At 48.9% G+C, this 20,188-nt stretch carries 14 protein-coding genes; 8 read left to right on the top strand and 6 right to left on the bottom strand.

Annotated features, from left to right (window positions below; translation table 11 throughout):
- Nucleotide 1: 1 nt before the first annotated feature.
- The gene (locus tag ECHVI_RS22240; protein WP_015268262.1) at nucleotides 2-2,374 is read right to left on the bottom strand and encodes a TonB-dependent receptor; all 2,373 of its coding nucleotides are present in this window, start codon (nucleotides 2,372-2,374) and stop codon (nucleotides 2-4) included.
- 342 nt (nucleotides 2,375-2,716) lie between these two features.
- Here ECHVI_RS22240 and ECHVI_RS22235 point away from each other — a divergent pair, with 342 nt between their 5' ends.
- From ECHVI_RS22235 to ECHVI_RS22215, 5 genes are all read left to right on the top strand, one after another.
- A complete protein-coding gene (locus ECHVI_RS22235) occupies nucleotides 2,717-3,280 on the top strand; it encodes an RNA polymerase sigma factor (RefSeq protein ID WP_015268261.1) in 564 nt (187 codons plus the stop codon).
- Nucleotides 3,281-3,371: 91 nt separating this feature from the next.
- On the top strand, nucleotides 3,372-4,346 hold the full coding sequence (locus ECHVI_RS22230; RefSeq protein WP_015268260.1) for a FecR family protein: 975 nt from the start codon (nucleotides 3,372-3,374) through the stop codon (nucleotides 4,344-4,346).
- Nucleotides 4,347-4,474: 128 nt separating this feature from the next.
- Complete coding sequence (locus tag ECHVI_RS22225) at nucleotides 4,475-7,894, top strand: SusC/RagA family TonB-linked outer membrane protein (protein ID WP_015268259.1); 3,420 nt, start codon at nucleotides 4,475-4,477, stop codon at nucleotides 7,892-7,894.
- 12 nt (nucleotides 7,895-7,906) lie between these two features.
- Nucleotides 7,907-9,577 carry a RagB/SusD family nutrient uptake outer membrane protein gene (locus ECHVI_RS22220; RefSeq protein ID WP_015268258.1) on the top strand — a complete coding sequence of 557 codons (1,671 nt, stop codon included), beginning with the start codon at nucleotides 7,907-7,909 and terminating at the stop codon, nucleotides 9,575-9,577.
- 208 nt (nucleotides 9,578-9,785) lie between these two features.
- Nucleotides 9,786-10,520 (top strand): class I SAM-dependent methyltransferase, encoded by a 735-nt coding sequence (locus ECHVI_RS22215; protein WP_015268257.1) that lies wholly within the window; start codon nucleotides 9,786-9,788, stop codon nucleotides 10,518-10,520.
- Nucleotides 10,521-11,105: 585 nt separating this feature from the next.
- On the opposite strand, the gene ECHVI_RS22210 is transcribed toward ECHVI_RS22215, so the two are convergent.
- Genes ECHVI_RS22210 through ECHVI_RS22195 form a run of 4 tightly spaced genes read right to left on the bottom strand, consistent with a single transcriptional unit; the run spans nucleotide 11,106 to nucleotide 14,624 of the window.
- The gene (locus tag ECHVI_RS22210; RefSeq protein ID WP_015268255.1) at nucleotides 11,106-11,783 is read right to left on the bottom strand and encodes a phosphonatase-like hydrolase; all 678 of its coding nucleotides are present in this window, start codon (nucleotides 11,781-11,783) and stop codon (nucleotides 11,106-11,108) included.
- A gap of 2 nt (nucleotides 11,784-11,785) precedes the next feature.
- Nucleotides 11,786-12,937: a TIGR03364 family FAD-dependent oxidoreductase gene (locus ECHVI_RS22205; RefSeq protein ID WP_015268254.1), complete on the bottom strand. Its 1,152-nt coding sequence runs from the start codon at nucleotides 12,935-12,937 to the stop codon at nucleotides 11,786-11,788.
- Between the two features lie 13 nt (nucleotides 12,938-12,950).
- Nucleotides 12,951-14,027, bottom strand: coding sequence for a zinc-binding dehydrogenase (locus ECHVI_RS22200; protein ID WP_015268253.1), 1,077 nt, complete (start codon nucleotides 14,025-14,027; stop codon nucleotides 12,951-12,953).
- Between the two features lie 12 nt (nucleotides 14,028-14,039).
- A complete protein-coding gene (locus ECHVI_RS22195; RefSeq protein WP_015268252.1) occupies nucleotides 14,040-14,624 on the bottom strand; it encodes a helix-turn-helix domain-containing protein in 585 nt (194 codons plus the stop codon).
- Nucleotides 14,625-14,791: 167 nt separating this feature from the next.
- Here ECHVI_RS22195 and ECHVI_RS22190 point away from each other — a divergent pair, with 167 nt between their 5' ends.
- Entirely contained in the window at nucleotides 14,792-16,087 is a 1,296-nt protein-coding gene (locus tag ECHVI_RS22190; RefSeq protein WP_015268251.1) for a DUF5690 family protein, read from the top strand.
- A gap of 193 nt (nucleotides 16,088-16,280) precedes the next feature.
- Here ECHVI_RS22190 and ECHVI_RS22185 read toward each other — a convergent pair whose 3' ends face one another.
- On the bottom strand, nucleotides 16,281-17,051 hold the full coding sequence (locus tag ECHVI_RS22185; protein WP_015268250.1) for a DUF4625 domain-containing protein: 771 nt from the start codon (nucleotides 17,049-17,051) through the stop codon (nucleotides 16,281-16,283).
- Between the two features lie 340 nt (nucleotides 17,052-17,391).
- On the opposite strand from ECHVI_RS22185, the gene ECHVI_RS22180 reads away from it, so the two are divergent.
- Nucleotides 17,392-19,623 (top strand): TonB-dependent receptor, encoded by a 2,232-nt coding sequence (locus ECHVI_RS22180; protein ID WP_015268249.1) that lies wholly within the window; start codon nucleotides 17,392-17,394, stop codon nucleotides 19,621-19,623.
- Nucleotides 19,624-19,641: 18 nt separating this feature from the next.
- A complete protein-coding gene (locus tag ECHVI_RS22175; RefSeq protein WP_015268248.1) occupies nucleotides 19,642-20,106 on the top strand; it encodes a DUF4625 domain-containing protein in 465 nt (154 codons plus the stop codon).
- Nucleotides 20,107-20,188 lie beyond the last annotated feature (82 nt).

Here is a 20,188-nt window from a genome sequence, read left to right as displayed (position 1 = left end):
ATTAATAAATAAAATATCTGATTTTTCCACTGAAGTTTCGTCCTGGCTTCTGCAGGCTGAAATTGTCGTAAAGTTTACTGTCAAGAATATTTCGGCATTCGGCCGTGAACTGGAAGCGCTGCTGTTTTCCAAAGGTATACGTGACGTTAAGGTCATGGCTGAGCTGCTTGGGAATGTCCAATTTGTCGCTTCCCAAGCTGGGCCAATAGAGGTAGAATGCGTGTACATACAACAGGTTATAGCCGATGACCAAATTCTTTTGTGCTCCAAGGACATCATTGATGGTATAGGAGGCATTGGCATTGCCAAAGAGGTAGGGCATGTTGGGGATGCGGTCCCGATACACGACGCTTTCCACGGTTTGCCCCTCATCAAACCGGGTGTTGTTACGGAGGTTTTGATAGGTGAGGTTTGCCCCGGCAGTGAAATTTTGGCCATGGAAATACCGGACATCCATTTCAAATCCTGCATTGGTCACATTGACCAAATTGTCCATGACCTGCATGGCCTGGTTGGTGTTCAGGCGCGGCCGGATAAAATCCTTGGCATCACGGTACAGAAAATTGGCATCCACCTGCAGTCGACGGTCCACGGTCCATGCGTGATTATAGAAAATGCCCATGTTGTAGTTATAGCTGCTTTCTGGCCGGAGGCCGATGTTCCCTTCCAGGTTGACCATGTCCCCATAGAGCTCTTCGGGCTCGGGTAGACGGTAGGTCTTTTCGGCCGAGGCCTTTAGCTGAACATTGGGGTTCAGGAAATACGTCGCTGCCAATCCATAACCCCAATAATCGAAGTTGTCACGTGTATTGACATAAGCCACATCACCATAATTTCCTGTGGGATTATAGGCTTTGGCATAATAGTTTGATTGGTGATATTGTTTCCCGAAAACCGAAATGCTGGCATTGCTGTTGGGCTGGTAGCGATAACCCAGTCCAAGGATGTTTTTCATGGTTTCCCGCGGCTGCTGATAGCGGTCTTGGTCGGGGAAGAGCGGATCGTTTCCCTGACGGTTAAAGGAGTTAAAGGTATTGCTGAGTGAAAGCGTATGTACATCATTGATGGCATAATCCGCCGAGAAAGCAGCGACGGTATTATTGTTTTGGTATTTGTACATGGAATAGCTTCGTTCTCCTCCCGGGGTGTCGTATTCCCGGTATTGCTGGAACCAGTTGTATCGCCGGTGTACGGTGTCGATGTTCTGCTCTGTGCCAAAATTGTAGTTGGCATTCAATGAAACGTTGAGCCCTTTTGTAAAGAGGTTGTCCTTTTGGTACTTCAGGGTAGGCATGATGATATCCCCCTTTCGGTGCCAATCACCAAAGACGCTGACCAATCGCGCACCGGTTTGGATTTCCTTATACATTTTGCCAAGGGTGATCCCAAACAGCAGCCGGTCTGCGTAGGGTTTGTTTTGAACGCCCAGCTGGGTAATGAGGGTTTCGTTATGGTATTGGTCATTAAAGCGCTTTACGGTTTGCTGTGGGTAATATTGGCCGGTATTGATGTCGGCCACGTCCACCGTTACCTTATAGTCATTGTCCGAATAGTTTTGGAAGGCATTCATCTCGATGGTAAAGCCTGACGGAGCCACATAACCGGCATTGATGGCCGTCCTGTGGGTGTTGAAGGAACCATAGGAATAGGAAGCGTCCAGGTAGCTTTTGACCGATTTCCGGGTGACGATGTTAATGGCCCCGCCGAGGGCATCCGCGCCAAGGCTTACCGGAACCACGCCTTTATAGACTTCTATCCTCTCGGCAAGGTTTATCGGAATATTGTTCAGCTGAAAGGATGAACCAAAATTGTCCATGGGAATGCCGTCGATGAATACTTTCACCTGACGACCGGTAAAACCGTTCAAGGAAAGGTTCATATTGGAGCCAACCCCACCGGATTCCCTGACCCTGATGCCCGAGACCCTGTCGAGGGCATGGCCCAGGTCCAAATTGGTATTGTAGAGTTTTTTGGCGTCGATGACATCGACATTGAAAGCTTTTTCTTCGATTTCCTGGATGATGGATTTGCCCGTTACGGTAACTTCGGAAAGATCATGTTGGGATTCGGACAGCATAATATTGAGATCCGGATGGTCTGCCCTCAACGTGAAGGCCTCCTGATGTGGGGAATATCCCAGAAAGGTAAAAACCAAGGTGTAGCTGTTGCCCTCTTGTCCCGAAAAGGTAAAGTTCCCGTCCGCATTACTGACCGTTCCTGTTTGGGAAGCGGTCTCTTTGACCAGCACCCCAGGAAGTGGATTCCCGCTGGGGTCCGTGACCACTCCGCTGACCTGCACTGCCTGTTGTCCAAGTGTGACAGGACATAACAGGGCAAATAGCCAGCCGGTCAACAATATTTTTCTATATTGCATAGCTTTTTAATTGGAGAATTAAGAAGTAGTGTTTTTGAAAGTCATGCAGTGGCAGCTGCGTGGCTTTTCTTTGTCTTATTTAGATTAAGTTTAAATTAATGCAAATGTATGCTAAAAGCTTTTAAAGCTGCCAACCATTCATCAATAATTTCTATTGATTTTATCAATAGGAAAATAGATTTGATAGGGTTTGTTATAGTGTAGTTGGCGCATGGAATATTGTTTGGGGTGTTTTTGAACCCCGCAAGGGCATTATGAATGATTAATTAATCAAACCTTAACCCTCTTTTTTCGCGTCGAGTCAGTGATTTCATTTGTTTTGGGACATATTTATTTGCCCATATGGACTTGCATAGCGATGAACAATTGTACCAACGCCTGAAGCAGGCAGATCACAGGGCCTTTGACCTCCTGTTTGACCGCTATTGGAAACGCTTATTTGAATATGCCTATAAAATGCTTCAGGATCGGGAGCAAGCCGAGGACGTGGTGCAGGAAGTGTTTGTCCAACTCTGGGAAAATGCTTCTAATAGAGAAATACAACACCTTTCCGGTTATTTTTTTAGGGCCGTTAAGTACCAGGTGGCCAATACCGTTCGTAACAAAAAATGGCATGTAGACTGGGATTCACTCGAATTGGAGGGGATTATGCTCACTGAAGAGACCGAACAACCGCAAGATACCAAACTCCTACAACAGTTGGAGCAGCGGATTGAGCAACTGCCGCCCAAGTGCAAAGAAATCTTTTACCTGAACAAAAAGCATGGCTATACTGCCAAGGAAATAGCTGCAAGCCTTAACATTTCCCCCCGAACGGTGGAGGGACATTTGCAGCGGGCCCTAAAATCATTGAAAGCAGACTTGGACCAGATCGCGCTTTTCGTGTTAATTTTTCTTTATCCCTAAATCGATAACGTTAACCTTTCGTTAAGTCTGTTTTTTGAATAGGTATTTTTTGGACCTCGTGTTACTGTCTTGTAAAAGCGCAAAGATCGTCATGCACAAAGAAGATTTCAGGAAATTGCTGCAGCGACAGCATGAAGGAAAAACCAGCAGGGCAGAAGACCGGTTGATCGCCCGGATATGGGAGCAGGTATATGCGGGGCACGCCTCCTTTAATTGGGAGGAAGTCCCGGAAGATGCGGTGAAAAACAGTATCCGGGAAAAAGTCCGGGCGCAGACTTCCGTGGCCGGGGCAATTTCAAATTCCTATTGGCTACAACTTGTCAAAGTGGCGGCGGTGATCGTGCTGTTGTTGACCGGCGGGATTACCCTGTGGCACCTGTCATCCAGCCCCGCTACAGAAGTCAAGCTGATGGTGAAGTCCACGGATCCCACCCAAAGGGCCAAGATCACCCTTCCCGACGGCAGTATGGTCCACTTGAATGTCAATAGCACGTTAACGTACCCTGAGGAGTTTGAGGATGGCCTGCGAAGGGTGAGCTTGGAAGGCGAGGCATTTTTTGAAGTGCAGCGGGATACGGATCGCCCGTTTTTGGTGAGCTCCGCAGGACTTGAAACCAAGGTTTTGGGCACCAGCTTTAACGTCAATGCATACAAGGGAAAAGAAGAGATGGTGACCGTAAAAAGCGGCAAGGTCCAGGTATCCCCGCACCAGCGGCCAGAAAAGCGGGTATTGCTATTGCCCGATGAAGCAGCGGTTTTAGATGGGCCCACTGCCGCGCTGCTGAAGCAGCCCTACGATGCGGACAAGATCATTGGCTGGAAATCCGGGAGGTTGGCCTTTGACATGGTGCCATTTGATGAAGTGGTGGCCACTTTGGAGCGGTATTACCATACGCCGATCACCCTGAAAAACTATCAAGAGGGAAGCTGCATGATCAAGGCTTCCTACCAAAACAACGGCCTCCAGTTTATATTGAGCGGGCTTCAGCTCTTGGTGGATTTTGAATACGAAAAGCAAGCCGATGGCAGCATGGCCATTTCCTATAAATCATGTAGAAAATCCTAACCGTTTATGCCTATGTGAAATCCAACTTCCCCACCATGAGACCAAAAAAATAGGTCGGACTGCGCCAACAGCCCGACCGAGACCGGGAAAAGCTCCAGGTCTGTTTTTAGGATTTAACAAGTAAAACTATGAAAATTAATTTACGCAAACGAATTGTGCAATTAACAAAATACACATTTCGGGTTTTTGTCGTGCAGGTGCTCTTTATGCAAGTGCTCTTTGCCAACCCGTCCAATAGCCAAAACCTCTCCGAATACCAGGTGCGCCTGCAGACGAGCAATGCTTCGTTGCGAGAGGTTTTAGAGATGCTGGAAGAACAGACTGATTTTGAATTTGCCTATAATCAGGCTGTCAATCGTTCCAAGGAGCAGATCACCCTTCACATGGAGGCGGATTTGCGGAAAGTGCTCAAGGCCATTACCGAGCAATGTGACTTTCAGTTCAGAAGGGTTGAACAAAACATCTATGTCACGGCCGTGGATGTGCCCGATCCGGAGCTGGCAGTGGTGGAGAAGGAGGACAAGGAAATCCAGGGAAAGGTGCTGGATGCACAGCGGAATGAGCCGATCGTAGGGGCGACGGTAATCGTGCAAGGGACCTCCCAAGGTACCATCACAGACCTGGATGGCCATTTCAGCCTTGATGTACCGGATGATGCGACTGCCTTACAGGTGTCCTTTTTGGGCTATGAAGCCAAAACAGTGGCCTTGGGAAATCAGAGTACCCTGACCATTTACCTGCGGGAAGAGGAAGGTTTGCTGGAAGAAGTGGTCGTACTGGGCTATGACAGTCAGAAGAAGAAGGACCTTACCGGTGCCGTCTCCGTGGTGAACGTGGACGAGATGAAGACGCTTCCCTCCGCCAGTGTGGAAAATATGCTGGCAGGCCGTGCCCCCGGGGTGCAGGTGCTCTCCGATAACGGCCCTGGCGGCAATGTGACGGTCAGGATCCGGGGATTTGGCACCGTAAACAACAATGATCCGCTGTACATCATCGATGGGACTCCCGTGACCAATGGCCTCAACACCATCAACCCCCAGGATATTGAATCTTTCCAAGTATTGAAGGATGCCGCAGCCTCTTCCATCTATGGTTCCAGGGCTGCCAACGGCGTGGTGATCATCACCACCAAAAAAGGCAGATCAGAAGAGACCCAGATAACTTTTGATGCCTATACTGGGATCCAGCAGGCCTTTAACCTTCCTCGCATGCTTTCTGCCCAGGAATATGGCGACATGCTGTGGCAGGCATCAGAGAATGACGGGAAGGCTCCTGCCAGTGATGTGTACGGTTCGGACCCCAATGGTCCGGTGATTCCCGAATGGCTGGATGAGGCACAGACCATTCCTGCTGCGGATGTGGATTGGGTGAACGAGATTTTTCAGACGGCCCCTGTGCAGTCCTATAACCTGACCCTTTCCAAAGGAGGCGACCAAGGGAGCCATGTAATGACCTTGGGCTATTTTAACAAAGAAGGGGTGATCAAACATACCGGATTCGACCGGTTTTCGGCCAGGTTCAATTCCGATTATAAGGTAAAGGATTTCCTTCAGGTAGGAGAAAACTTCAACGCTTCCCTGACCCGTACCAATGATGTCGGGGTCAATACTTCCTTGGGAAGCATCGTTTATGATGCCTTCCAATTTCCTTCCATCGTCCCAGTGAGGGACCTCAACGGTAACTTTGGCGGTAACCCCATCAATGATATCGGCAATCCACTGGGAAATCTGTACCGCAGGAAGGACAATACCAAAAACCGTATAAAGCTGATGGGCAACGTGTTTGCCGAGGCAAAGCTCGCCGAGGGCCTTTCTTTCAGGACCAATTTGGGAATGGACTATGAAAACTATTTCCAGCGGGCATTTTCGCCGGTTTACGATGAGATTCTCTCCCTGAATGCCGTAAACAGCCTCTCCGATAACAGTTCCTTTTATTACCAAATGGCCTGGACCAATACCTTGAATTACTCCAGAAAAATTGGAGAAGGTACCTTGGATGTATTGCTGGGCCAGGAGTCCATCGAAAATTACTTTGAGTCCAAAAGCGCCTCCCGTCAGGAGTTCCTCTATGAGGATGACAATTTCCATTACCTGAGCTATGGCACCGAAAACCAACGAAACTCCGGATATGCCAGCAAATGGAACCTGTTGTCTTTCTTTGGCAAGGTAAATTACAACTGGAAAGATCGGTACCTGTTTTCGGCCACCTTGCGAAATGACGGTACTTCACGACTGGAAAACAATAAATGGGATATTTTTCCGGCGTTCAGCGCAGGCTGGAGGATCAGCAATGAGGATTTTTTAAACCTGGGTTCCAATGTCGATGAGTTGAAGTTGCGTGCCAGTTGGGGCCAGACAGGAAACCAACAGGTGCCTTCTTATTCGACGTTGGCCAGTTTCCAGAATAACATAACCTATTCCAACTATGCCATAGATGGCAGTCAGGAAAGTGTGGCCATTGGCCTGGTGGAGACACGGGTGGCCAATCCTTCCCTGAATTGGGAGGTGACTACCCAAAGTGGTGTAGGTGTGGACTTGGCGATGTTTGATGAGCGCTTGCAGGTCAGCGCAGACTATTACAACAAGGTGACCGATGACCTGCTGATCTATGCCCCGATTCCCCCGACTTACGGCGGTACCAATGATGGCACGTGGATCAATGGTGGAAAAATGCGCAACCGGGGCTTCGAACTGGGCGCCAAATACAACGGCAGTGCGGGAGAGGTGTTTTACACCGTTGGATTGAATTATTCATTCTATAAAAACGAGCTCTTGGAACTGGCCGACGGGATCGATTACTTGGGGATTCCCGGATCGTCCCTGCACAGTGTGAATTTTGGCCAAGAGATCTCCAGGACCATCGTGGGGCAGCCGATCGGAACCTTTTTTGGCTATGAGTCCATGGGGATCTTCCAGTCCGACGAGGAAGTGGCCGCCCACGGCATCCAGCCAGAGGCACAGCCCGGAGACCTACGGTTCAAGGACATCAATGGCGATGGCGTTTTGGACGCCAATGACCGGACGGCCATTGGCTCGCCCCATCCAAAGGCCATCATTGGCTTTACGACCAACTTCTACTACAAGGGCTTTGACCTTGCCTTGTTTTTTAACGGGGCATTTGGTCAGCAAATCTATAACCTGACCAAGTACAAGACCTTGTTCTTTAACCAGTCAGCTTATAATAAATCCAATGAGGTGCTGGATGCGTGGACACCGGAAAATACCGACACCGACATTCCAAGACTTTCACTCGATGACGAAAACGAGAATATCCGACCATCGTCTTATTACCTCGAAAATGCCAGCTACTTCAAGTTGAACAACCTTCAAGTGGGGTATTCCTTTCCCCAAAGCATGCTGGGCGGAATGGAGCTGAGGGTTTATGGACAGGCCTCCAATGTGTTTACCATTACCAGTTATTCGGGCATGACTCCGGAGATTGGCCTGCAAAACTACTCTTCCAATAACCGAAACCTGGATATTGGCGTGGACAGGGGCGTGTATCCCCCATCCAGAACGTTTACACTTGGGTTTAATGTGAAATTTTAACTTGACGACACCATGAAATTCATACCAATAAAAAATATAACATTCCTGGCATTGGCAGCTGTGATGTTGGGAACTTCTGCCTGCGATTCCAATTACCTGGAAGAAGTGCCTTACGGAGAAGTGGCTCCCGATGAGATGAACAAACCGGAAAATATTGAGCGGGCCATCATCGCCTCTTACAGTATCTTGAACGGCCAGTTTGATGGTGCCTCCAGTGCCTTTAACAGCCCCGCCTCCAATTGGAGCTTTGGGGATGCCATCTCCGATGATGCCTACAAAGGTGGTGGCGGAACCGGGGATCAAAACCAGATCCACCAAATGGAAATCTTCAATACCAACCCGACCATTACGGATGTCAACCGGAAATGGCTGGCGCTGTATGAAGGTGTGAAAAGGGCCAATTATGCCCTTAGGTTACTGCAGAACAGTGAATCATTCGATGCTGACCTCAAGCAGTCCCGTGAGGGAGAGCTTCGGTTTTTGAGGGGACATTTCTATTTTGAGCTGAAGAAAATATACCACAACGTCCCTTACATCGATGAGCAGGCCGAGACGGTGGATGATTATTATGTGGGAAACATCGCCTTGACCGATGAAGAGCTGTGGAGCAAGATAGAGGAGGACTTCAATGCGGCTTTTGAGATGCTGCCAGCAGACCAAGCCGATGCAGGTCGCCCCGATAAGTTTGCCGCTAAGGCCTATTTGGCAAAGACCTATGCCTTTCAGGAGAAATGGCAGGCTTGTCTGGATGCGGCCAATGAAGTGATCGCTTCAGGAAAGTATGCACTCTTGCCGCACTTTCGTGATGTTTTTTTACCGGAAAATGACAACAGTGAAGAGATTATTTTTGCTGTACAGCACTCCGTAAACGATGGCGAACCCAGCAACTATAACGGGAGTATCGGTGACCGGCTCTCTGCACCGGGAGGACCGTATTATAACCAGTACGGTTTCCACCGGCCCAGCCAGAACCTGATCAATGCTTTTGAGACCAATGCCGAGGGCATGCCCGTCTTGGGGGATCAGCTGGCTGAAGGAGACTTCTTGGATCCTCGTCTTGACCATACGGTGGGAAGGCCTGGAATCCCTTACTTGGACCTGGACATCCTTTATGAAGCTTCTTGGGCTCGTGATTTGGCTACTTATGGTCCTTTTGCGCCCAAAAAGCGGATCGTTTCCGCCTTGTCGGATTTGCAGACGCCCACTTGGCCTTATATCAGTGCCTTGAACTACTATATCATCCGCTATGCTGACTTGTTGCTTTGGAAGGCCGAAGCACAGGTGGCCTTGGGCGATCTCGAAGGAGCCAGGGCCACGGTCAATGAAGTCAGGGGCCGTGCAGCCGGAAGTCAAGTGGTGACCCAACTGGACAGCGATCAGCCTGCCGATAATTACCGGGTGGCCATGTATGACGAGCCTTGGACAGATGCAGCACAGGCACAAGAGCTGGTGCGCTTGGAGAGAAGGTTGGAGCTGGCCATGGAAGGCCACCGGTTCTTTGACCTGGTTCGCTGGGGCGTGGCCGCTGAAACCATGAACCACTACTTGGAAGAGGAGAAACAGATCAGGTCACATTTGGTCAATGCGACTTTTGTGGCCGGAAAGCATGAATACTTCCCCATCCCCCAAACCTATTTGGACATGGTGGGGCCGGATTTGGCTGAACAGAATCCTAATTATTAATTCTTGGAAAGCGGGGACATTTCGTTCCCGCTTCCTTTTTTTTAGCTCAAAAAAATATCGCCAATATTGGTGCTGCCCTGTTTTTTAGGCATATGATTGTGAAAAATGGAATAAAGTGGTAACTTATTGAACACCCTTTTATTTGACACGCCTCAGGTTTTCGATATCATCACCCAAGCAGTAGCTAATCGAAATAAACCCAAAACTTATGGATAACCTATTTATTAACCATCCCCCTTTTAGCAGAAGGGAAGCGGTTTCCCCATCCCTGGTGCTGACCAATAAGGTCCTCAAAAAAGTCGGACTCCGTCTGGACCACCATTTTGACACCATGCGCGACATGTGCAGCGTGGAGCAAAGGATAAATTTTTTCCACCTGTTGACACGGGTGTTTCAGGACGAGGTGGAAGGAGAACTGGTGGAAGTGGGCACATTTACAGGGCAGTGTGCTTTGCTTTTTCAAAAGGTGAATGCCCTGTTTGGATATGGGAAAAGGTTACATGTCTTTGACAGTTTTGAGATCAAATTTACCGAAACAGTTGATGTGCTTTCCTTGTTGAAAGAAAATTTTGTTGCCGCCGGTCTAACCTGTCCTGAAATCCATAAGGGGTATTTCCAGGACACCCTGTCCGGCCAGCTGCCCGAAAACATCGCCTTTGTCCATATTGATTGTGGGTGTGGAGATGATCCGATGCTGCACAAAAAAATAGTGTTGGCGTGTTTGGCCGAGGTGTATCCACGGTTGACCCCAGGAGGAATTGGTGTTTTTATGGACTATTTTGACCCAGAAATGGCGGATGAACTGAGCCGGATCCATAAACTTCATCAGATCAACCCGGGAGTGGGATTGGCAGTGGATGAATTTTTCAGCGACAAGCCAGAAGAGGTTATTACCTTATTTGGTGGTCCGGCTTCCCATGCCTACATCAGAAAGCAGGGGTAAGAAAGGATAATCTGTCCTGTCATTGGATGTGTGCCAGACCTCCATTGTCTTAGGACAGAACAGTCCTGGATCCGGGCCTTTAGAGATTCCCCGAAAGAAATCGTTCAAGAAAAAGTCAATTTTGATTTGAGGTTGAGAGGAATCCATTTCAGTTTTTATGCTGTTCAACCCGTAATATGCATTAGCTTATCTTCACCACGGTGCACAAGTATTACAAGCTGAAGTTGCTTTAAAATCAGCCGCTTCGCTATAGTTTTCGGGGTAGCCGCAGCGATGCTATGCTTAAACCTCCAAACGAACTGATTTTCTTGCACTTTCAACTCTCACTACGATTCCTAATGCACAAACCGGGTTCAGGGGTGATCGCTAAATGCAGGGTTATGTTAAGTGTTTGTTGGGTAAAACAATGATTTTCAATTTTTCAGGGGCTGTAAATAGGGTTACGGTGGGAGGTTCAGTCGTAGCTCCATTCAGTAGGGACAGTGATCCGGATTGGAAGTTGGTGTAAACAGTGACTTACCAATTTGTTGACAAGAATGGACCGAAAGCCATTGATGTTTAAAATGTGGGCTGAACCTCCTGAAATCAGCAAATCTTGCCCAATTCTGCGACACTGGAAAGAATATGGTCAGGCTGTGCCTTTTCCAGTTGTTTGGCGGTTTGGGCTCCGGTGAGGACCCCGACCGTAAGACCACACCCGGCCCTTTTGCCCTCTTCAATGTCGATGGTCGAATCGCCCGCTTTGAGGACGGTTTTGGGATCGGTCACCTGGCATAGCTCCATGGCTTTGAAGATCATGTCAGGCGCAGGCCTTCCATTGGTGACATCATCTGACGTGATCAGGCCATCGATGTCCTTGCCGATTTCCCAGCCGAGTTTGCCCAGGAGGGAGGTGGCCGTTTGGGTATTGTACCCGGTGTTCAGTACGACATAAATCCCCCTTTTTCGGAGACTGGTTATGGCCGCTTGTACCCCATCAAATGACTTGACATCCAGCTGTTCATAGGCGTGCTCCAGCTCCGGTTTGAAGTTTTCAAAAGCGCTGGCAGCAATGGTCGTGATGTCCGTGGCGTCGGTGCATTCCCGGAGAACATCGATAATGGCCTGGTGCTTCTCTTTGCCAGCCCCATGGGCCAATATTTCTGCTAACGATAGGTTAAACCCTTTGTCGTTGATTACTTTTTGGACCGTTTTGTACACCACGTTATTTTCATCCACGGTGGTTCCGGCCATGTCGAGGACGGCAAGTTTGATGTTTTTCATGTTCACAAATTAAAGATGTTCCGAATATTTTCCTGGGCAAAGCCCGCACTGCCGGTCATCCCTTTGCCGCCAATTCCCGTGACAATATGGATGTCCTTGTCGATGGTTTCCTGAAAGAGGTCTTTCTCCTTACATTGGGCGTACATCCCAAACCAGCGACGGGCAATTTGATACGTGGGCAGCTCGATGATTTCTTGGGCTTTTTTGACCATAAAATTATCAATGTCCATGTCCAGGTCATGCCCCAGGTCATCGATGTCCTTGGCGTCGGCATACTGATGGCTGTCACCCAAAATTACCGATCCATCCACCGCCTGCTTGAAGAGGATGTGGATGCCCCATTGCTTTTCGGGAGATTGTTTGGCTTCACGGCTTTTGATGGAAGCATAGGACGGACATTCTGCAAAAGCTTCATAGCGACGAATAGAGAGCCCGGTAAGGATGGACCCGGGCAACCGGTATCCCTTTCCCTGTGGTTTGGTCTGCATCATTTGGAGTTTTGAGACCTGAAGGTCACTTTTGGCGAAGAGGCCTGGATAGAGCAATTTGAATTCACGGCCGTTACAGATGATCACCTTTCCGGCGGAAAGTTTGGTGCCGCAGGCGGTTTCTACGTTGACGTGGCTGCCGGCATGTTCGCAGGCTTTGACGGTGGTGGAGGGGAGTACCGTGAGCCCTTTTTCTGATTTTAAAAATTCCAACAAGCGGTGGATCATGATGCGCGGCTCCACAGTCACCTCATCAGGAAAAAACAGCCCGCCTTTTACGTAGCCGGTTTTCAGTCCGGGGTATTTCTCCACACAGGCCTGCTTGCCCAGCAGTTGGGAAGGATAGCAGTTTTGCCCATTGATGGTGTGGAGCTCTTCGATAAGCTGCATTTCTTCCTCGTCCGAGGCAAGGTAAACCGTTCCATTTTGCCTGACGGAAAGGTCAAAATGTGTCTGTAGTTTTTGGTAGATGCGCAGGCTTTCACGTCCAAACTTTTGCCATTTGCCGTTCATGCCGGAGGGAACCACCTGCCCAAAATTACGGGTAGTGGCATCTTGAGGGGCTTTGTCCTTTTCTATCAAGGCTACCTTAAGGCCAGCTTCCAAGGCATGGTAGGCATGAAAAGCCCCTAATACCCCGCCGCCGATTACAATGAGGTCATACATTTTTTGTTCGTTTTTAAGGTTTGACGCCTACTCGGTAATATTTCCCGTGGCTTCCCGCTTCAAATGCACTGTCCAGCTGCTCCAAGGAGAATTCCCTTCCGACCAGGCTATCGAAGGGATACTTGGCTTTGGCCTTGGTGAGAAACGAAATGGCTGTAGCCAAATCCTCGGGGATATAGTTGTGCAGGCCTTTTATGGTCAAGAGGTTCCGGACCAGGAATTCCGCATTGATCGAGAGGTTTCTTTGTGGAAATACTGCGCCTACCAAAATGATGGTCCCGCCAATTCCAAGCATGTGGAGGCAATTTTCCATGGCTTCGGGCATACCGGACGTTTCGATGATGATATCGGCCTTGTCCGGCCCAAAGATCCGGTGAGGGACATCCTTGCTTTCCGCTTCAAAGGCCGTGTCTGCACCAAATGCCTTGGCGTGCGTTGCCTTTTCGATGGAGAGGTCACATGCCCAGACGTGGGAGGCGCCCTTTTCCTTCGCCATGGCACAGGCAGAAAGTCCCAGCATTCCAGCTCCATTGACCAATACGGTCTTTCCCGATAGGCTACCAGCTAGGCGCATGGCACCTGCTATGGTGGCGTGGGTACAGTTTAGCGGGGCAGCCTCCCGGTCGGTAAGCGCTTCGGGAAGCTTAAATAGGCTGGTGCCTTTTCTCAAATGGCAATGCGTGGAAAATCCTCCATTCAGTTGGTAATGATCGTCGATCTGTTCGTGCCCATACTTGTACAGGTCCTCGGACTTTTGCGGAAACCCTTTTAGGGAAGTAGGGGACGCCGGATCATGGGCATAGACAGACCAAGTAATCCGGTCACCCTTTTCTAAAGGCCTGCCGTGATAATCCTTCGCGCCTTCCTCGGCCAATGCTTCAATCCTGCCGACAATTTCATGGCCCAGGACACTGTGGTGACAGGACTTTCTGCGACCGTGAAACGTATGCAGGTCGCTGGCACAAATGGTCGCATAGAGGTTTCTGACCAATATTTCACCCTTTTGTAGGGAAGGGAATGCCACGGACAAGGAAGAGAAAGGAGTGTTGGCTGCAGTGAAGAGCATGGCTTTGGCGGGGCTTGCGTTCATCGGTTCAGGAACTTAGTGCAGTGCGATAAAATAAATGACCAAGAGCATGGCATCTACTTGGGTGCTGTTGATGGGGACATGGGGAATGTTTCCGTCAAAGAAGAGCGAATCCCCTTCCTCCATGTCAAAGGTGTTTTCTCCAAGCTGATATTGTATGGATCCCTTTACCAGATATAGGTATTCGAATCCATCGGAAGCCACCGGAGCCCGTTGGGCATTGGGCTTGACCGTCAGCAGGGAAATTTCCATGGACGAACGTTCTATTTTATGGTTGAGGATAAATTGGTAGTGGAATCCAACCGCCTCTTCTTCTTTTTTGATAGCGGTATATTCCTCCCGCTTCTTGAAAATATACCCGGGAAATTCATTGTTGGCCTTGAGGTCGGCAAAGAACTCGTTGAGGTCTACATCAAGGGTGTCCAGGACTTGGATCAGTGAGGGCAAGGTAGGGAAAACCCGGCCATTTTCGATCTTGCTCAGCATGGCGATGCTGATGCCACTTTTATCAGCCAAGTCCCCCAGTTTCAATTTATGGGATTTCCGTATGTCTTTGATCTTGGATCCGATCCAAGTGGTCAGGTAAGCGGCTTGTTCCATAAGGTGTTTTTCGTTTTACCAATCATTGGATACGGCTTCAAAGGTCGATATTATTTTCTTCACAGGAAAATTAATTTCTGTTAATGAAATATTAACGTATTGATAACCGGATAGGGAAAGGCTATGGATAGCCCTAAGACTACCTTTGGGTGAAACGATCAGAACTCATGGCCAAATTAAGCAATGTATCCATTTCCAAAACGGACCTAACCTTAATAGGAACCGCCTTTTTGGCCTATACCGGAATGTATGCCGTCCGTAAGTCCTTTTTGGCAGGACAATTTGAGGGAGTGGAAATGATGAATGATTTTCATTTCAAGACCATTTTGATCATTAGTCAGGTGTTGGGCTATATGCTCTCCAAATTTTTAGGAATTCGGGTGGTTTCGGCCCTGCCGGCGGGTCGTAGAATGCTGACCCTGATAGGTTTGGTGGGATTTGGATTACTGGCATTGGTCGGGTTTGCCGTGGCACCTCCTGTCATCAAACCACTGATGATGTTTCTGAACGGCCTTCCCTTGGGGATGGTATTTGGACTGGTGCTGGTCTATCTGGAGGGAAGGAAAAATTCGGAACTGCTTGTGGCCGGGTTGAGCGCCACTTTTATTTTCAGCACCGGTTTGATCAAATCCACCGGGATATGGATGATGCAGGACTTTGGTGTGGCGGAGGGCTGGATGCCCTTGGTGACCGGATTGGTGTTTTTTCCGTGGTTTGTAGCGGCCGTTTATGGACTGGACCGCTGTAAAGGACCAAGTGAAGAGGACAGGCAGCTCAGAACCGAGCGAAGGCCCATGAAAAAAGCCGATAGACGCGACTTCTTAAACCGACATGGCTGGGCTTTTTTGGGATTGGTACTGATGTATGTGGTGCTCACGGTCGTTAGGGATTTTCGGGACAATTTTATTGTCGAGTTTTGGGCAGAGCTGGGAATGAAGGGCAATCCAGAACTGATTACCCTCACTGAGGTGCCTATCGCACTGGTGGTGCTGCTGATATCGGCCTTGGGGATCTTGGTTTTGGATAATAAGAAAGCCTTTAACCTTGGCATGGTATTGACGTTGGTCAGTGGTGGGCTGATGGTCCTGACCACTTTGCTTTTTGACCAAGGCCTTGTTGGGTCGATCACTTGGATGATCAGCTCGGGGTTTTGTGTTTACCTGCCCTATATTTTATTTCATTGCTTGATTTTTGAGCGGTTTGTAGCCGTACTGAAATATAAGGGCACCGTGGGGTTCCTGTTCTATATCGCAGATGCTTTCGGGTACCTGGCCAGTGTCGCCATCATGCTGTACAAAGAGCTGATGACCGTCCAGCTTTCGTGGGTAGGCTTTTTTACACGCCTAAACCTGGTGGGGGGCTGGTTCATGGTGCTGCTCGTGGCCATTTCGGTGCTGATGATCAATACCGATCTCCTCAAGGAAAAAATACAGAAATTGTACGGGGCTTCGGCCAAAGGCTGATGGCTAAGACGAAACATAAAAAAAGAGGTTGTCTCATAATTCCTCGTCATTGCGATTCCGATGGATATCGGAAGAAGCAATCTCGTCATACGTGTAATGAAAGCACATCGAGATCACTTCACTCCGCTCGTGATGACGGATGATTTATTTCTGAGACAGCCTCTTTAGGATGAGATTATCGTTTTTGTTCAGATCAGTTGGCCGTTACATCGAGGTGGGTGTCGTATTCCTGGATGTTACCTTCTTCATCTTCAACACTGAATACCACATGGTATTCACCTGCAGGAGCAGTGGAAGGCACCTCTATATGTTCGTGGAATTCCGCTTCGGTAAGGCCATGATATCCTTCCTCAAATACTTGGTCAAAGTGCCATTCTGCTTCACCTTCACCTGGGGTAAGGCCATGGGCATGGATGTCTACTGAAACCATATGGATACCGTGGATCGCTTCAATCATGAAATCTACATGGAAATCTGATCCCCTAACTACGCTTTCGTCCATGTGGAATTCACTGATGGTCACAGGAGACATGATCTCCAAGTGTCCTTCTTCTTCAGTGGTGTTTCCAGCTTCGTCCGTTACTTCCAGTACTACATGGTACTCCCCAACGGGCGCAGTGGCCGGGATGTCTATGTGCTCGTGGAAGGTAGGGTTTTTGACCATGTACTTATCATCGGTATAGGTTTGGGAAAAGTCCCATTCGGTTTCCCCTTCGCCTACTTCCAGGTCATGACCATGAATGGTAACGGTAATAGAGGTGACGTTCACTTCTGCCTGTATATTGGCTTCCATGTGGAGGTCACCGCCCCGGTAGGCCACTGGTTCTGAGGAATGGGAGCTACCTTCTCCAAATTCAAAATCGGAGATAACTGGGGCATTAAAAGTTTGGTCTTCGTCATCCTGGCAGGAGAACAGTACCAACCCTAATAGGGTAATCAGAAAGATGTGTTTTAATTTGTTCATGATGTTAAGAATTATTGAAATTGATTTATGACTACTGCTAACAGGGGTATTGAAATCCTGGTTACATTAGATGTGTTTTTGCAACTTTGTTGCGCAAATATGATGCAATAATGTTGCAAAATCAAGTCAGGTGGAAAATTTTATCCGTTAGGTGAAATGGTTCAGGGCTGACAATATCATGTAAAACACGGATCCAGAAGGGATTATTTAAGGTCGTTACATTTTTTTTGGTCGGATAAAAAATAAGAACGACATCCTGCGGACCATTAGATTCTTTTGTGCAACATTGTTTCAAGGGTTATTGTTTGTATATTTGCAATTCAATTGCATTTATAGCTTCATGACCTTTCCAATACGCTTAATTTTCTTCCTGTGCATCGCTGGAGGTTTGTTCTACGGGACATCACCGGCCCTCGCCCACAACGGGTTCCCCATGATGGGACAGGACACGACCAAGTTGTCCAAGCAGGATACTGCTTCGGAATACCAGGACTTGGACGAAGTAGTGGTGGTCGATCAGGCCGCGATGGTCAAAAGGGAAATCTCCAATAGCGTGGCATTGGTCAGGCAGGATTTTATCCGTGAAAACCGAGGAGGAAGCCTGATGAAATCCCTGGAGCGTGTGCCCGGGATCAGTACCATCGGGATAGGTTCGGGAGCCTCCAAGCCACTGATCCGCGGTTTGGGGTTTAACCAAGTGATGGTCGTCGAAAACGGGGTCAAGCACGAAGGCCAGCAATGGGGGGCAGACCATGGATTGGAGGTGGACCAATATGCTGCTGAACAGGTCATGATCATCAAAGGGCCTGCCTCCTTTAAGTACGGTTCTGATGCCATCGCCGGAGTGATCGATATCCGGGATAAATTGCCGCCAGCCGAGGAAGGGGTCGGCGGTTCTGTTGAATTGGGCGGAAGGTCCAATAACGGCTGGATAGGTGGTTCGGCAAATGTTACCGCACGAAAGGACAACTGGTTTGTCGAGGGCCGGTTTACCTTGGCCGATTATGGCGACTTCAACGTGCCCGTGGACTCTGTCTTTGTATATGATTTCGGCGTGGCCCTGCACCAAGGGGATGTACGGAATACCGCAGGGCGGGAATTGGATTTTTCGGGCAGGATAGGGTACCTGGGGAAGCACTTCAGAAATGCCTTGACGGTTAGCCGCGTGCGTACAAGGTCCGGTTTTTTTGCCAATGCCCACGGGTTGGAGCCCCGACAGGTGGATGCTGCTGTCCACGATCGGTCCAGTAGGGATATTCTGCTCCCTTATCAGGAAGTAACCCATACCAAGGTCATCAACCGGGCCAGCTATGCGGCCGGAAAGCAGTTCATTCAATTGGACTTGGCCTATCAACGGAATGACCGCAAGGAATGGAGCCAATACGTGAACCACGGTTATATGCCGCCGCTATATCCGGCGGAGATGCCTTATCCTTCCTCACAGGAACGGGCATTTGACAAGCATGTATTTTCGCTAAACCTCAAGGACGAGTGGTTCTTGGACAAGCACCAAATCATGTTAGGTGCCAGTGGAGAATATCAGGATAATACCATTGGAGGTTGGGGGTTTTTGATTCCTGCATTCCAACAGTACAGTTATGGGGTGTTTGCCATTGAGAAATTCAGTGTCAGTCCCTTGTGGAAGCTGACGGCGGCCTTGCGCTATGATCACAGTCGTATTCATGTGGAAGCGTACCAAGATTGGTTCCCAAGTGTAGAGCATGCCGATCAGGCAGCTCCATCGGATTATTTATACCGATCATCGGATTTTCGCAGGGATTTTGACAGTTTCGTTTGGTCAGTAGGGGTTAATTTCCTGCCGGGAGACCTGAGCCTCAAAGGCAACCTGGGGACAAGCTTTCGCATGCCCATCGCCAAGGAGCTGGCAGCCAATGGCGTGAATTATCATTATTTTCGCTATGAAAAGGGCAATCCTGATCTGGATCCGGAGCGATCTCTCCAGTTGGACGTGGAGGCCGAGCTGAAAAAAGAAAACTGGCAAGTGGCCTTTAGCCCTTTTCTCAATTATTTCTCAAATTATATTTACCTGAACCCCACTGCTGAATTGGATATCCTTTACGGGGCCGGGAACCAGGTTTTCAACTATACGCAAGCCGAAGTACTGCGCTATGGGGCTGAGTTCAATGCCGTTTACCGGTTTACTCCACAATGGAGTGCAGAGCTTATTGGGGAGTATGTGTACAGTGAGCAGCAGTCAGGGGCAAAACGGGGGTATACCCTTCCTTTTTCGCCGCCTCCTTCCGGTATCGTAAATATTACCTACCAGCCATTGGGCACGGAGAGCTTTTTCAGCCCTTATTTCGCCGTGGACTTACGGGCGACGGCCAGACAGGCCAATATCGTACCACCAGAAAAAGTGACGGAGGGCTATCAGTTGGTGCATCTCAGGGCAGGGGCCAAGGTCAAGGTGTTTCAACAGCCTATTCAAGCGGACCTTCAGGTGCAGAACCTGCTCAATACCCGTTACCTGAATCACACCAGCTTTTATCGGCTGATCAGTTTGCCCGAAGCGGGCAGGAACATCAGCCTTTCATTGAAGTATGAATTTTAAACATTAGGACAATATATTATGAAAAAAAACTGGTACATCTTGCTGATGGCGCTGCTGTTTTCAGCTTGTGGCGACGGGGAAAAGCCCGTTATTGATACCGAATATCCGGAGATCATCGTAACCGATTCCTCTTTCCCACTTCAGTGCAGTGTCTTGGAGCGGGGATCCACTGTGCAGTTCAGGGCATTGTTCAGGGATAATGTGGAACTGGGAGGATTCAGCGTGGATATCCACCATAATTTTGACCATCATACCCACAGTACCGAGGTCAATGACTGCGAGGAAGAACCGGTCAAGGCTCCGGTGAATCCAATGCTTTTTATTCAGACCTACCAGATTCCTTCAGGCCTGAACGAATATGAAGGTACTGCAGAAATAGATATTCCTGAGGATATCGATCCTGGGGATTACCATTTTATGATCCGCGTGACCGATCAGGAGGGCTGGCAGACCATCCAGGGGCTGAGCATTAAAATAGAGTAATGCGGCACCTGGGCGGCCATGCAGGCCCATGGTTTGACCAATCACCACAGGATATGACAAAAAAAGAAGGGTTTCGAGCCCT

It is taken from the genome of Echinicola vietnamensis DSM 17526 (assembly GCF_000325705.1).
Taxonomy (GTDB): Bacteria; Bacteroidota; Bacteroidia; order Cytophagales; family Cyclobacteriaceae; genus Echinicola; species Echinicola vietnamensis.
Note: the sequence above shows the minus strand (reverse complement) of the source record. Positions and strands in the feature narration are given on the sequence as shown.

Excerpts from the sequence above, each read along its gene's own strand:
- ECHVI_RS22240 (WP_015268262.1), bottom strand. The coding sequence starts at position 2,374 with ATGCAATATAGAAAAATATTGTTGACCGGCTGGCTATTTGCCCTGTTA.
- ECHVI_RS22235 (WP_015268261.1), top strand. The coding sequence starts at position 2,717 with ATGGACTTGCATAGCGATGAACAATTGTACCAACGCCTGAAGCAGGCA.
- ECHVI_RS22230 (WP_015268260.1), top strand. The coding sequence starts at position 3,372 with ATGCACAAAGAAGATTTCAGGAAATTGCTGCAGCGACAGCATGAAGGA.
- ECHVI_RS22225 (WP_015268259.1), top strand. The coding sequence starts at position 4,475 with ATGAAAATTAATTTACGCAAACGAATTGTGCAATTAACAAAATACACA.
- ECHVI_RS22220 (WP_015268258.1), top strand. The coding sequence starts at position 7,907 with ATGAAATTCATACCAATAAAAAATATAACATTCCTGGCATTGGCAGCT.
- ECHVI_RS22215 (WP_015268257.1), top strand. The coding sequence starts at position 9,786 with ATGGATAACCTATTTATTAACCATCCCCCTTTTAGCAGAAGGGAAGCG.
- ECHVI_RS22210 (WP_015268255.1), bottom strand. The coding sequence starts at position 11,783 with ATGAAAAACATCAAACTTGCCGTCCTCGACATGGCCGGAACCACCGTG.
- ECHVI_RS22205 (WP_015268254.1), bottom strand. The coding sequence starts at position 12,937 with ATGTATGACCTCATTGTAATCGGCGGCGGGGTATTAGGGGCTTTTCAT.
- ECHVI_RS22200 (WP_015268253.1), bottom strand. The coding sequence starts at position 14,027 with ATGAACGCAAGCCCCGCCAAAGCCATGCTCTTCACTGCAGCCAACACT.
- ECHVI_RS22195 (WP_015268252.1), bottom strand. The coding sequence starts at position 14,624 with ATGGAACAAGCCGCTTACCTGACCACTTGGATCGGATCCAAGATCAAA.
- ECHVI_RS22190 (WP_015268251.1), top strand. The coding sequence starts at position 14,792 with ATGGCCAAATTAAGCAATGTATCCATTTCCAAAACGGACCTAACCTTA.
- ECHVI_RS22185 (WP_015268250.1), bottom strand. The coding sequence starts at position 17,051 with ATGAACAAATTAAAACACATCTTTCTGATTACCCTATTAGGGTTGGTA.
- ECHVI_RS22180 (WP_015268249.1), top strand. The coding sequence starts at position 17,392 with ATGACCTTTCCAATACGCTTAATTTTCTTCCTGTGCATCGCTGGAGGT.
- ECHVI_RS22175 (WP_015268248.1), top strand. The coding sequence starts at position 19,642 with ATGAAAAAAAACTGGTACATCTTGCTGATGGCGCTGCTGTTTTCAGCT.